At 63.5% G+C, this 12,157-nt stretch carries 13 protein-coding genes and 1 pseudogene; 3 read left to right on the plus strand and 11 right to left on the minus strand.

Annotated elements, in window-relative coordinates; translation table 11 throughout:
* Positions 1 to 16 precede the first annotated feature (16 nt).
* From H3H36_RS04740 to rpsO, 4 genes and pseudogenes are all read right to left on the minus strand, one after another.
* Positions 17 to 325, minus strand: coding sequence for a HigA family addiction module antitoxin (locus tag H3H36_RS04740; RefSeq protein ID WP_182214640.1), 309 nt, complete (start codon positions 323 to 325; stop codon positions 17 to 19).
* Positions 326 to 340: 15 nt separating this feature from the next.
* Positions 341 to 448, minus strand: a pseudogene (locus H3H36_RS27920) (type II toxin-antitoxin system RelE/ParE family toxin); the annotation flags it as partial.
* Positions 449 to 771: 323 nt separating this feature from the next.
* A complete protein-coding gene (pnp, locus tag H3H36_RS04750; protein WP_182214643.1) occupies positions 772 to 2,886 on the minus strand; it encodes a polyribonucleotide nucleotidyltransferase in 2,115 nt (704 codons plus the stop codon).
* Between the two features lie 296 nt (positions 2,887 to 3,182).
* A complete protein-coding gene (rpsO, locus tag H3H36_RS04755; protein WP_182214651.1) occupies positions 3,183 to 3,452 on the minus strand; it encodes a 30S ribosomal protein S15 in 270 nt (89 codons plus the stop codon).
* Between the two features lie 177 nt (positions 3,453 to 3,629).
* On the opposite strand from rpsO, the gene H3H36_RS04760 reads away from it, so the two are divergent.
* Complete coding sequence (locus H3H36_RS04760) at positions 3,630 to 4,109, plus strand: hypothetical protein (RefSeq protein ID WP_311196574.1); 480 nt, start codon at positions 3,630 to 3,632, stop codon at positions 4,107 to 4,109.
* Positions 4,110 to 4,127: 18 nt separating this feature from the next.
* Here H3H36_RS04760 and H3H36_RS04765 read toward each other — a convergent pair whose 3' ends face one another.
* From H3H36_RS04765 to H3H36_RS04795, 7 genes are all read right to left on the minus strand, one after another.
* Positions 4,128 to 4,406 (minus strand): acylphosphatase, encoded by a 279-nt coding sequence (locus H3H36_RS04765; RefSeq protein ID WP_182214655.1) that lies wholly within the window; start codon positions 4,404 to 4,406, stop codon positions 4,128 to 4,130.
* Between the two features lie 75 nt (positions 4,407 to 4,481).
* Positions 4,482 to 5,378 (minus strand): haloalkane dehalogenase, encoded by an 897-nt coding sequence (locus H3H36_RS04770; RefSeq protein ID WP_220459645.1) that lies wholly within the window; start codon positions 5,376 to 5,378, stop codon positions 4,482 to 4,484.
* Between the two features lie 194 nt (positions 5,379 to 5,572).
* Entirely contained in the window at positions 5,573 to 7,120 is a 1,548-nt protein-coding gene (locus tag H3H36_RS04775) for a 2-isopropylmalate synthase (protein WP_182214658.1), read from the minus strand.
* Between the two features lie 52 nt (positions 7,121 to 7,172).
* A complete protein-coding gene (gene pssA / locus H3H36_RS04780; protein ID WP_182214660.1) occupies positions 7,173 to 8,048 on the minus strand; it encodes a CDP-diacylglycerol--serine O-phosphatidyltransferase in 876 nt (291 codons plus the stop codon).
* Positions 8,049 to 8,194: 146 nt separating this feature from the next.
* Positions 8,195 to 8,551 carry a hypothetical protein gene (locus H3H36_RS04785; RefSeq protein WP_182214662.1) on the minus strand — a complete coding sequence of 119 codons (357 nt, stop codon included), beginning with the start codon at positions 8,549 to 8,551 and terminating at the stop codon, positions 8,195 to 8,197.
* A gap of 236 nt (positions 8,552 to 8,787) precedes the next feature.
* Positions 8,788 to 10,386 (minus strand): methyl-accepting chemotaxis protein, encoded by a 1,599-nt coding sequence (locus H3H36_RS27450; protein ID WP_182214665.1) that lies wholly within the window; start codon positions 10,384 to 10,386, stop codon positions 8,788 to 8,790.
* Positions 10,387 to 10,537: 151 nt separating this feature from the next.
* A complete protein-coding gene (locus H3H36_RS04795) occupies positions 10,538 to 11,296 on the minus strand; it encodes an SIMPL domain-containing protein (protein ID WP_182214668.1) in 759 nt (252 codons plus the stop codon).
* Between the two features lie 216 nt (positions 11,297 to 11,512).
* Between H3H36_RS04795 and H3H36_RS04800 the strand changes: the two genes are divergently transcribed.
* On the plus strand, positions 11,513 to 11,803 hold the full coding sequence (locus tag H3H36_RS04800) for a BrnT family toxin (protein WP_182214671.1): 291 nt from the start codon (positions 11,513 to 11,515) through the stop codon (positions 11,801 to 11,803).
* Positions 11,745 to 12,017 (plus strand): BrnA antitoxin family protein, encoded by a 273-nt coding sequence (locus H3H36_RS04805; RefSeq protein ID WP_182214673.1) that lies wholly within the window; start codon positions 11,745 to 11,747, stop codon positions 12,015 to 12,017. The genes H3H36_RS04800 and H3H36_RS04805 overlap by 59 nt, the downstream gene beginning before the upstream one ends.
* Positions 12,018 to 12,157 lie beyond the last annotated feature (140 nt).

Here is a 12,157-nt window from a genome sequence, read left to right on the forward strand (position 1 = left end):
CCCAGGAAGGTGCAAGTCATACAGCAGCCCTCGTTCGCGCCCACGGCTTAATTGCGGTGAGCGCCGTTCCCAGCGCATCCTGCGCACAGCTAATTTCGTATTGCTGCTGTAAGTTGAGCCAAGACTGTACGTCGGTGCAGAAGAAGCGCGCCAGCCGCAATGCCGTATCAGCGGAAATACCGCGCTTCTCTCGAACAATCTCATTGATGCGCGCCGGCGTTACGCCAAGCGCCTTGGCCAATGCGGTAGAGGACAGCCCCAACGGTAGCATGTACTCCTCACGAAGAATCTCTCCGGGGTGAATTGCAGGGAGTTTTTTACTCATGGCCGGAACCTCAACTTAGTAATGATAATCAACAATCTCAACGTCCTCTGCGTTGCCGGCGACCCAGCGAAAGCACAGTCGAAATTGATCATTGATGCGAACGCTGTATTGACCGGCGCGATCGCGGGCCGGAGTTCAGTTCCAGCAATCTGCCAAAAATGCGGCTCAAGGCACAATGCCGGAACTTCCCCTCTGCTCTCTCCTGAACGTGACGTGGACGTCATTGCGACGTTTTAAAAAAACCAACCTTGCCAGATAATGATAATTTGATCAAACCGTCCTAGCGAAAGTCGAGCTGCGGTGAACATAAAGCGGCCTAACAGCCGCGAACTACCGTCGTATCGAGAAAGCAACCGAAGCCGCTCAGGCGCCAACCCCGCGCTCAAATAAAAAAACCGCCAGGCTCACGCACTGGCGGTTTTCTGTTTCAGCCTAAGCCGAAGAACTTACTGGGCTGCGGTGGCAGCGCCTTCTTCAGTGGCCGCTTTCATCGACAGCTTCAGACGGCCGCGGTCGTCCGTTTCCAGCACTTTCACGCGCACGGCCTGGCCTTCTTTCAGGTAGTCGGCCACGGCGTTCACGCGCTCATTGGCGATCTGCGAGATGTGCAGCAGACCATCCTTGCCCGGCATGACTTGCACGATCGCGCCGAAGTCCAGCAGCTTCAGCACCACGCCGTCGTAGGTCTTGCCCACTTCGACCGAGGCGGTCAGCTCTTCGATGCGGCGCTTGGCTTCCTGGCCGGCGGCAGCGTCCACGGAGGCGATGGTGACCACGCCTTCGTCGCTGATGTCGATCTGGGTGCCGGTCTCTTCGGTCAGCGCGCGGATCACAGCGCCGCCCTTGCCGATCACGTCACGGATCTTCTCAGGGTTGATCTTGATGGTGATCAGGCGCGGTGCGAAGTCCGACAGCTCGGTCTTCACGTGCGGCATGGCTTTCTGCATTTCGCCCAGGATGTGCTCGCGGCCTTCCTTGGCTTGCGCCAGCGCCACTTGCATGATTTCCTTGGTGATGCCCATGATCTTGATGTCCATCTGCAGCGCCGTGATACCGTTACGGGTACCGGCTACCTTGAAGTCCATGTCGCCCAGGTGGTCTTCGTCACCCAGGATGTCCGACAGCACGGCGAAGCGGCCGCCTTCCTTGATCAGGCCCATGGCGATACCGGCCACGTGCTCTTTCATCGGCACGCCGGCATCCATCAGCGCCAGGCAGCCGCCGCAGACGGAAGCCATCGACGAGGAACCGTTCGATTCGGTGATTTCCGACACCAGGCGCACCGAGTAGCTGAACTCTTCAGCCGACGGCAGCGCGGCCACCAGGGCGCGCTTGGCCAGGCGGCCGTGGCCGATTTCGCGGCGCTTGGGCGTGCCCACGCGGCCCGTTTCGCCGGTGGCGAACGGTGGCATGTTGTAGTGCAGCATGAACGAGTCAGTGAACTCGCCCATCAGCGCGTCGATCTTCTGGCTGTCGCGGGCCGTGCCCAGGGTGGCCACCACCAGCGCCTGCGTTTCGCCGCGGGTGAACAGGGCCGAACCGTGGGTGCGTGGCAGCACCGAGGTGCGGATCGCGATCGGACGCACGGTGCGGGTGTCGCGGCCGTCGATACGGGGTTCGCCTTCCAGGATCTGCGAACGCACGATCTTGGCTTCCATGTCGAACAGGATGTTGCCCACTTCGACAGGGTCCGGTGCCTCGGCGGTCGCTTCGGCGGCCAGGTCGGCCAGCACTTCGTTGCTGGCGGCCTTCAGCTTGGCGGTACGCTCTTGCTTGTCGCGGGTCAGGTAGGCGTCGCGGATCTTCGCTTCGGCGAAGTGCTTCACGCGGGCGATCAGCGCTTCGTTCTTGGCAGGCGGCGCCCATTCCACTTCCGGCTTGCCGCCGTCGCGCACCAGCTCGTGGATCGCATCGATCACGGCCTTCATCTGGTCGTGGCCATAGACCACGGCGCCCAGCATGATTTCTTCGGACAGTTGCTGCGCTTCCGATTCGACCATCAGCACGGCCGTTTCGGTACCGGCCACCACCAGGTCCATCTGCGAAGTCTTCAGTTGCTCGACGGTCGGGTTCAGGATGTACTGGCCATTGGCGTAACCGACGCGGGCGGCGCCGATCGGGCCGTTGAACGGGATGCCGGACACGCACAGGGCGGCCGAGGCGCCGATCATGGCGGGGATGTCCGGATCGATTTCTGGGTTGACCGACAGCACGTGAATGATGATCTGCACTTCATTCAGGTAGCCTTCGGGGAACAGCGGACGGATAGGACGATCGATCAGACGCGAGGTCAGCGTTTCCTTTTCCGAAGGACGGCCTTCGCGCTTGAAGAAACCGCCGGGGATCTTGCCGGCGGCGTAGGTCTTCTCGACGTAATCAACGGTCAGCGGGAAGAAGTCCTGACCAGGCTTGGCATCCTTTTTTGCCACCACGGTGGCCAGGATCACGGTGTCTTCGATCGACACCATGACCGCGCCCGATGCCTGGCGGGCGATTTCACCGGTTTCCAGCGTGACTTGATGTTGGCCGTACTGGAAGGTTTTCGTAACTTTGTTAAACATGGGTATTCCCTTTCTATTTGCCGACAGATTTTCAGGGGCTGTCGTTCACCTCACCACAGGCGGCGTCTCCTTGTAAGATGGTCCGCCTTTACTGCTTGCACTACACTTGCTCTCTCTACGATTGCTCTGTTGCCGCACGCCGCGTTGTAGGTCGCGCACCGTGCCGTATTCGGGAATGCCATGTTGCTGTGCCAAGAGACTATTCCTCTTAGCAATAAATCACCGGGCTAAATGACAAAATGCCCGCGTCAGCGAACTGGCGCAGGCATTTCGGTTTAAACCGGGTGGCGCAAAAATTACTTACGCAGGCCGAGTTTAGCGATCAGATCGCGGTAACGGGTTGCATCTTTGCCCTTCAGGTAGGACAGCAGGCTCTTACGACGGTTGACCATCATGATCAGGCCGCGGCGCGAGTGGTGGTCCTTGGTGTGGGCTTTGAAGTGGCCGTTCAGCTCGTTGATACGTGCGGTCAGCAGCGCAACTTGAACTTCTGGGGAGCCGGTGTCGTTTTGACCACGGGCGTTGTCCGCGATGATGGCGGCTTTGTTGATGTTTTCTACGGTCATGATTTTACCTTTAACATGCGGTGCACGGAGTCTGAACCCTGCGCATCGTGAACTTCACAAAAAAATCCGGCCGAAAGGCCAGACCCGCAAGTATATCGGAAAAACGGCACGCGTTGCCAGTGTTGGCTACAATTCTTACTGACCTTCCCCCTCGATGACGGTGATGCCATGAAAAATGTGACCTCTTTGGCAATTTTTTTCGTACTGATGGCCGGTTGCGCGGGCTGGGGTGGCGCCACGCTCACGCCGGGCGAGCCGGAAGCGGCCGTGCGCGCCGCGCTGGGCACGCCCACCTCGACCTACCGTGACGGCGCCGATACGCTGCTCGAATATGCGCGCGGGCCCGCCGGCCAGTACACATGGATGGCGCGGCTCGATCCACAGGGGCGGCTCGTGTCCTACGAACAGGTGCTCACCAGCGCCCGCTTCGCGGCCGTGCGCATCGGCAAGGATAACCGCGACACCATCCTGCACACGTTCGGCCGCCCGGCCGAAGTGCTGCGCTTCGCCTACAGCCCGGCCGACGTATGGATGTACCGCTACAAGGAACAGGATGTGTGGGATTCCGTCATGTACGTGGAGTTCGCGGCCAACGGCACGGTCGGCAAGATGGTCAACGGCCCCGATCCGGAACGGGAAAAGCACTGGGGGCGCTGATGGACTGCCGCCCGCAAGCTAAGCCGTGGGCAGTATCCGCACGCCGCTCCCGGCCAGGCCGTCGGCGCTCAATTCCTCGATCGCCACGTGAAGCACCTGCGCGGACGGCGGCCCACGCCTGGCCCACACGATGACCGCTTCCATGGCCGACAGGTCGCCGTGGACGCACGCTTCCACGGAACCATCACGGCAATTGCGCACCCAGCCCTCCAGGCCCAGCAACTGCGCCTGCCGCGCGAACGCGGCGCGGTAGCCCACGCCCTGTACCCGCCCCTCTATCATCAACCGTTTCGCCATTGGCCGCCTCGCCCCGTCGACAGTGCGCACACCCCACCCATGCCGCCATACTACCGCGCCGGCCGCTGGCGCGGGTCACGACACGGTTTGCCGGCACGCCTGGACGACCAGCCGGGCGAACGCGGCACCATCATCCTCCTGGATGAAGTGGCCACCGCGCAGCGTCGCGTGGGGCTGGCCCTGGGCGCCCGGCACGCGGCGCTTGAACTCGGCGTCCAGGCCGCGCGTGATCGGGTCGCCGTCGCTGTAGCAGCACAGGAAGGGCTTGGTCCAGCCATCGTACACCTGCCAGGCGCGCAGTTGGTCGGGCACGGCCACGTTGTCGGGCTCCACCGGCACCAGCGAGGGGTAGATGCGGGCGGCGGCCGTGTACTCGGCGCTCGGGAATGGCGCGTCGTAGGCGGCGATCTCCTCGCGCGACAGCTTGCGTCTGGTGCCCCCCTGGACGATGCGGCCGATGGGGAACCACGGGCTGATGCGCGAGAACGCGCGCCAGATACGGAACATGGGCGACATGCCAGTGCCGGCCGGCAGGCCGCCGTTACTGAGCACGATACGCGCGAAGCGCTCGGGCATCTCGGCCGCCAGCCGCAGGCCGAACAGCGAGCCCCAGTCCTGGCACACCAGCGTGATGTCGCGCAAATCGAGCGCCTCGATCCAGTGGCGCAGCCAGGCCACCTGGCCGGCGTAGCTGTAGTCGCTGCGCGCGGCCGGCTTGTCGGACTTGCCAAAGCCGATCAGGTCCGGCGCCAGTACCCGCAGGCCGGACGCGGCCACCGGGCCTATCATGTGGCGGTACAGGTAGGACCAGGTGGGTTCGCCGTGCAGCATCAGCACCGGCGGCGCGTCGCGCTGGCCTTCGTCCACGTAATGCAGGCGCAGTTCCGGCGTGATCTGATGGTAATGCGGGGCGAAGGGATAGTCCTTCAAATTCGAAAAGCATGCCTCGGGCGTGCGCAGGATCTGCACCATGGTCTCCTTGATGTTCCGCCGTTCTGTGACGGCGTGTTGTGGAACGGGAGCGTGATGACCAGGCCAGTGCCGCTCCCGCGAGCACCATCATTGTCCGGCCATCGGGAAGCGCGATCTTGTTATTTTCTGACAAACGCTTGTCATTGTCCGCCGCCGGCCGGCGCAAGGCCGCCGGTGGCGGGTCGGGCGGGAGATCAGATCTGCGGATTGACCCGCTCGATCTTCGAGTGCAGCTTGTTGAGCGCCGACAGGTAAGCCTTGGCCGACGCGACGATGATGTCGGGATCAGCGCCCACACCATTGACGATGCGGCCTTCCTTGGACAGGCGCATCGTCACCTCGCCCTGCGACTGGGTGCCATTGCTGATCGCGTTCACGGAGAACAGCACCAGCTCGGCGCCGCTGGCGGCCTGGCCTTCGATGGCGTTGACGGTGGCATCCACCGGGCCATCGCCGCGACCTTCGCAAGTGTATTCCTGGCCGTCGATGGAGAACACCACCTTGGCCACTGGCGTCTCGCCTGTCTCGGAGCGCTGGGCCAGCGACACGAAGCGATAGTGCTCGCTCTCCTGCGCCTGCTGTTCGTCCGATACGAGGGCCATGATGTCCTCGTCGAAGATGTCTGCCTTGCGGTCGGCCAGTTCCTTGAAGCGGGTGAAGGCGGCGTTCACTTCCGCTTCCGAATCGAGCTCGATGCCCAGTTCCTGCAGGCGCTGCTTGAAGGCGTTACGGCCCGACAGCTTGCCCAGCACGATCTTGTTGGCGGTCCAGCCCACGTCTTCGGCGCGCATGATCTCATAGGTTTCGCGCGCCTTCAGGATGCCATCCTGGTGGATGCCCGATGCGTGCGCGAAGGCGTTGGCGCCCACCACCGCCTTGTTCGGCTGCACCGCGAAGCCCGTGATCTGCGACACCATCTTGGAAGCCGGCACGATCTGGGTGGCGTCGATGCCCACGTCCAGGTTGTAGTAGCCGTGGCGCGTGCGCAGCGCCATCACCACTTCCTCCAGCGCCGTGTTGCCGGCACGCTCACCGAGACCGTTGATGGTGCACTCGATCTGGCGCGCGCCGCCTATCATCACGCCGGCCAGCGAATTGGCCACGGCCAGGCCCAGGTCGTTGTGGCAGTGCACGGACCAGATGGCCTTGTCGGAATTGGGGATGCGCTCACGCAGGCGGCGGATGGTTTCGCCAAACAGCTCCGGCACGGCGTAGCCCACCGTGTCGGGGAAGTTGATGGTGGTGGCGCCTTCGGCGATCACGCCTTCGATCACGCGGCACAGGAAATCCTCTTCCGAGCGGCTGGCGTCTTCCGACGAGAATTCAATGTCGTCGGTGAACTGGCGCGCGAAGCGCACCGCGTTCTTCGCCTGCACCAGCACCTGGTCCGGCTGCATGCGCAGCTTCATTTCCATGTGCAGCGGCGAGGTAGCGATGAAGGTGTGGATGCGCTTGCGGGCCGCTGGCGCGAGCGCCTCGGCCGCGCGCGAGATGTCGCGGTCATTGGCGCGCGACAGCGAACAGATGGTCGAGTCGCGCACCGTGCTGGCGATGGCCTTGATCGATTCGAAATCGCCCTGCGAGGCGGCGGCGAAACCGGCCTCGATCACATCCACGCGCAGCCGTTCGAGCTGCTTGGCGATGCGGATCTTCTCATCCTTCGTCATCGAGGCGCCCGGCGATTGCTCGCCGTCGCGCAGCGTGGTGTCGAAAATGATCAGGCGGTTGGACAGGTTACTCATGATGGCTCCGTGGCGTTACATAAAATAGCTGTGGGCCGACCGCCCGCCGCAATCAGCGGCGTTCGCTCGGGTCGACCGGCTCATGGCCGGTCTGGATCAGGCTGACCGGCTTGCCCTTGGCCAGACGCCAGGCCGAGACAACATAGCCGGACAGGCCGTAGGCGATGAAGATGGGGAACAGCACCTTGGGCGGGTCGATCGAAACAAGGGCGAACATCAGCGCAATCAGGAACACGGCGATGAACGGCACCGACTTGCGGAAATTGACGTCCTTAAAACTGTAGAACGGCACGTTGGTGACCATGGTCAGGCCGGCAAACACGGCGATGCCCCACGACACCCAGCGCAGCTCAATGCCCGACACTTCCTGGTCCACCATCAGCAGGATGAAACCGGCCACCAGCGCGGCGGCGGACGGGCTGGGCAAGCCCTGGAAGAAGCGTTTGTCGACCACTTCGATGTTGGTGTTAAAGCGGGCCAGGCGCAGCGCGGCGCCGGCGCAATAAACAAAAGCGGCGATCCACCCCAGCTTGCCCAGGCCCCGCAGCGACCATTCGTACACCACCAGCGCCGGCGCGGCGCCGAACGACACCATGTCCGACAGGCTGTCGTACTGGGCGCCGAATTCGCTCTGGGTGTTGGTCAGGCGGGCGATGCGGCCATCGAGGCCGTCCAGCACCATGGCGATGAAGATGGCCCAGGCGGAATGCTCGAAACGCTGGTTCATGGCCATCACGATGGCGTAAAAGCCGCAGAACAGCGCGGCCGTCGTGAAAGCGTTGGGCAGCAGGTAGATCCCGCGCGGACGGGGCTTGGCGGCGCCCTCAGCCAGCGGCTGGCGCGCGAAGCGGCCCAAACGGGACAGCTTGGGCGCCTTGGCGCCCTGGTTGGCGCCGTTCTTGGCTCTGCGACGGGGGAAATTTGCCATATTGTTCCAATTCTAAGTGCTACAGGTAAAGCGCACGCTGTTCTTGTCAGCGTGTTGCGCCATCATTATAGAGGACGAGACAACAAAAGAGGCACTTCGCGGCGCAACTTCGCCCATCGTCGGCCACGGGGAGGGGCGGATCGGGGCTATTTGAGGGTCAAGCGGGGCAGGAAGCGGCCATTGAAGGCCAGTTTGACGGTGACAAATTGCAGCGCGCCGCCCAGCCACGCGATATGCGCCACCAGCAGCACGCCCACGCCGCCCTGGGCGCAAGCCGCGCCGTCGCAGCGCCACTGGACCAGCACTTCGCCGGCCAGCACCAGCGCGAACGGCAAGGCGGGCAAGGCCGCCGCCACCATCAGCGCCGCCACCAGGGCCAGCCGCCACGGATGCTGGCGCGCTAGCATGCGGACGTGGCCGAGAACAACGCCCGCCGTCAGGCCAACGAACAGGATGGGCGGCAGGCCAAACAGGCCCAGGAACAAGATGAACGAGACGCCCATGCCGGCTTACCTCCCCAATGCGAAGGAAGATAGTGTGCATGGCCGTGCCGCCCCGGCGCCAGCGCCGCCGCGCAAGTAGCCAGCCGCGCTCCCGGCAGTATCGCGTGGCGCGCCGGCTAACCGCCCAACCAGCCAAGCGGCTAAGCGGCTAAGCGGCTAAGCGGCTAAGCGGCTAAGCGGCTAAGCGGATTATCGGCTAAGCGGCGAATCGGCTGGGCGGCTAAGCGGGTATGCGGCTAACCGGCGGGCGCGGTCAGGCGCAAGGCGGTTGGCGCGCTGTGTTCGCGGCCGGCCAGATCGAGCTTGAACAGCCCCACCACCTGCGACAACCGGCCAGCCTGGCTTTGCATGGCCTCGGACGCGGCGGCCGCCTGCTCCACCAGCGCCGCGTTCTGCTGCGTCACCTGGTCCATCTGGCTGATGGCGATGCTGATCTGCTCGATGCCGCTGCTCTGTTCCTTGCTGGCCAGCGTGATATCGCCGATGATATCACTCACCTTGCGCACACTGCTGACGATGTCGCGCATGGTATCGCCAGCGGCGCTCACGTACTGGCTGCCGGCCTCCACCCGCTCCACCGAGGCGCCGATCAGCGTCTTGATCTGCTTGGCCGCGTCGGCGGAACGATGGGCCAGGTGACGCACCTCGCTGGCCACGACAGCGAAGCCGCGCCCCTGCTCGCCCGCACGCGCCGCCTCCACCGCCGCATTCAAGGCGAGGATATTGGTCTGGAACGCGATGCTGTCGATCACGCCGATGATGTCCGTGATCTTGCGGGCCGAATCGGTGATTTCATCCATCGTGCCGACCACCTGGCCGATCACCTCGCCGCCCCTGGCCGCCACGGCCGATGCCGATTCGGCCAGCGTATTGGCCTGCATCGCGTATTCCGTGTTCTGCCTGACGGTCGCCGTCAGCTGCTCCATTGAGGCCGCCGTCTCCTGCAGCGAGCTGGCTTGCTCCTCCGTGCGCGAGGACAGGTCCTGGTTGCCGGCCGCGATTTCGCCGGTGGCCACGGCGATGGTGTCCGTACCGTTGCGCACCTGGCCAACGATGCTGACCAGGCTGGCGTTCATCTTTTGCAGGGCCGCCATCAGGCGCCCCGTTTCATCGTTACCACGCACGACGATGGTGCGGGTCAGGTCGCCGCCGGCGATGGCACCGGCCAGCTCCACCGCCTCGTTCAGCGGCACGGTGATGGCCTTCACCAGCCAGTAACCGATGGCGGCGGCCAGCAGCAGTCCCAGCGCCAGGCCAGCCAGGCACCAGTTGCGTATCCAGCGATAACGCTGGTCGGCGCCGAGGTAGGTATCGCGCGCCACGTCGAGCTGCAGCGCGATCAGGTCGTCGATCGCGCGGCGCAGCGGCGCGAACGTCTGCGCCATCCGCCCCTGCACCAGCGCCACCGCCTGGTCACGGTCATCGTGGCGCAGCGCGGCCACCACGGGCAGCAAGCCTTCGCGCAGGAACACGGCACGCGCGGCCGCCGCTTGGCCAGCAAGCCGTTCCTCGTCGGGCGTGAGCGTGGTGGCCATGTACTCGCCCCACACCTTGCCCACTTGCTGGATGTTCGATTCGATCTCGTCGAGCATGGGCCCGACCTTGTCCGGCGGCGCCGTCAATGCCTTGGCAGCGTTGATCTGGTTGCTGCTGAGCAGGCGTACCACCTGGTCCAGCTGCCCAAGGCAGACCAGACGGTCGGCATACATGGTCTGCATCGATGTGTCCGAGAGGTACAGCCCGACGATGCCAACTGCCGCGCCCACCACCAACTCCAGCGACAGAAAGGCGATGACGGCGACCAGGCGGGCCTTGATCGTTAAGTTCTTAAGCATGGTCCACTCCATAGAGTCAGCATTTCACCCGTGAAAAAACAGGTGCCCTATAACAGCATGCCTTTCCCTATAGTGCAAAACTATGCTCAAAAACAAGATTGACCGACAAACACTGTTTCTGGCCCGCCAAGCCCGGTTTCCGGTTCGGGAATTAGCGGAACCGTACCTTGCCAACAACGTGCATCTGCAACGTCGTCTCACCGGGCTCGAAACTGGGTTCAGCCACTTCCGCGCTGTCGGCCATTTTGGCGGCCCGCATCAGCATGGGGGCAGCGCGTTCTGGCTGGGCGTAGTTGCCGGAACCTTCGAAGTCGACGGTATCGAGCACGGCGTCGCCAACCTTGCGGCCCATGGCGTTGGCGATCGAGACGATGCGCTCGTTGAGGTTCTGGTAGGTGGCGGCGATGCGCTGGTCATCGAGCTTTTTGGTCGTTTCCGGGGTCAGGCCGAAGTTCAGGCTGTTCAGGGTCAGCACGCGCTGGGCGGCGGCCACAGTCTTGGGCAGCGTGTCGAGGCTGGTGGTGGTCACCTGCAGGTACTGGCCCACGCGCCAGGCCGTCGGCACGCGCGGGCGCGGCGCCACGCCATTGGGCATGGGACGGTCTTCCGGGTAGACCGGATAAGTGTAATAGCCTTGCGTCTTCAGGCTGGCACGCGGATCTTGCTGCTTGACGATGTCGATGCCCTGCTTCATTTTCAGGTTGACGCGCGACGCGGCGGCAGCCTTGTCCTTGTCCTGCTCCTCGACGGCCAGCGTGATGACGGCCAGGTCGTTGGCGTGCTTGACTTCGCCGTAGGCGGGCACGACGACCAGCGTGCCGGCGGTGGTCAGCGATTCGACGGGCGCGGCCTGCGCGGCCACGGCGAGCGTGACGGCGGCAGCGGCGGCAAGTTGATGAATGACGGTCATGACGGGCTCCAGGTTGAAATATCGACCAGCAGCACTGTACCGCATCCGACCGGTGGGGCCAGTAACACATGGTGAGCGTTTGTAACAAAATTAAGGATGCTCAAAATACCCTCAACGCACCCATGCTGTAATGCCCAGGCCCTACTAAAAAGCGCCTCCCCGGCCCGGCCCCATGCCGCGCTTGCCGCCATAGGTTTTCGTAAATACAATAACCTTATGCGCATCACCTTCGACGTGCTCAAGCGCGACAAGACGTTGGCCGAACGCGGGCTGGATTTTGCTGACGCGCTCGCCGTCTTTGCCGGTGTTACGTTCGAAATCGAGGATGTGCGCCAGAATTACGGCGAACAACGCATTCTGTGTTACGGCCTGCTGCACGGCCGCATGGTTGTTATCGGCTACACGCCGCGCCTCGCCGGCCGCCACGTATTTAGCATGAGGAAAGCAAATGAGCGCGAAAAAAAACGCATTGCCCCACTCCTTGGGATCGGATCTGGCGAAGGTTGATGCCCATCACATTCAACCCGAGGAATATATCGAACTACCGGAACTCACCGACGACATGCTGGCTCGCGGCACAGCAAAAAAGGGCGGACGCCCCCGGCTCGCCAATCCACGCCAGCTGATTTCCCTGCGCCTGCCGGCCGACGTGATCGCCCGCTGGAAAGCCACCGGCCCCGGCTGGCAGACCCGCATGGCCGAGCGCCTGAGCGAGATTTAAGCAAGCATCCCAAATCGGCATAGGGGCGGCCAGCATAGCTGACCGGTCCCCTGCCACACCACCCGGCATGCGGGTCCGCACCGGGCGGTTCGAGTAGTTGAGGTTAAGACAGGCGTGGTACGCCCAACCGGTCGAAGTAA

Origin of the sequence: Rugamonas fusca, assembly GCF_014042365.1 — a bacterium.
Classification (GTDB): Bacteria; Pseudomonadota; Gammaproteobacteria; order Burkholderiales; family Burkholderiaceae_D; genus Rugamonas; species Rugamonas fusca.

Excerpts from the sequence above, each read along its gene's own strand:
- H3H36_RS04740 (WP_182214640.1), bottom strand. The coding sequence starts at position 325 with ATGAGTAAAAAACTCCCTGCAATTCACCCCGGAGAGATTCTTCGTGAG.
- pnp (WP_182214643.1), bottom strand. The coding sequence starts at position 2,886 with ATGTTTAACAAAGTTACGAAAACCTTCCAGTACGGCCAACATCAAGTC.
- rpsO (WP_182214651.1), bottom strand. The coding sequence starts at position 3,452 with ATGACCGTAGAAAACATCAACAAAGCCGCCATCATCGCGGACAACGCC.
- H3H36_RS04765 (WP_182214655.1), bottom strand. The coding sequence starts at position 4,406 with ATGGCGAAACGGTTGATGATAGAGGGGCGGGTACAGGGCGTGGGCTAC.
- H3H36_RS04770 (WP_220459645.1), bottom strand. The coding sequence starts at position 5,378 with ATGGTGCAGATCCTGCGCACGCCCGAGGCATGCTTTTCGAATTTGAAG.
- H3H36_RS04775 (WP_182214658.1), bottom strand. The coding sequence starts at position 7,120 with ATGAGTAACCTGTCCAACCGCCTGATCATTTTCGACACCACGCTGCGC.
- pssA (WP_182214660.1), bottom strand. The coding sequence starts at position 8,048 with ATGGCAAATTTCCCCCGTCGCAGAGCCAAGAACGGCGCCAACCAGGGC.
- H3H36_RS04785 (WP_182214662.1), bottom strand. The coding sequence starts at position 8,551 with ATGGGCGTCTCGTTCATCTTGTTCCTGGGCCTGTTTGGCCTGCCGCCC.
- H3H36_RS27450 (WP_182214665.1), bottom strand. The coding sequence starts at position 10,386 with ATGCTTAAGAACTTAACGATCAAGGCCCGCCTGGTCGCCGTCATCGCC.
- H3H36_RS04795 (WP_182214668.1), bottom strand. The coding sequence starts at position 11,296 with ATGACCGTCATTCATCAACTTGCCGCCGCTGCCGCCGTCACGCTCGCC.
- H3H36_RS04800 (WP_182214671.1), top strand. The coding sequence starts at position 11,513 with ATGCGCATCACCTTCGACGTGCTCAAGCGCGACAAGACGTTGGCCGAA.
- H3H36_RS04805 (WP_182214673.1), top strand. The coding sequence starts at position 11,745 with ATGAGCGCGAAAAAAAACGCATTGCCCCACTCCTTGGGATCGGATCTG.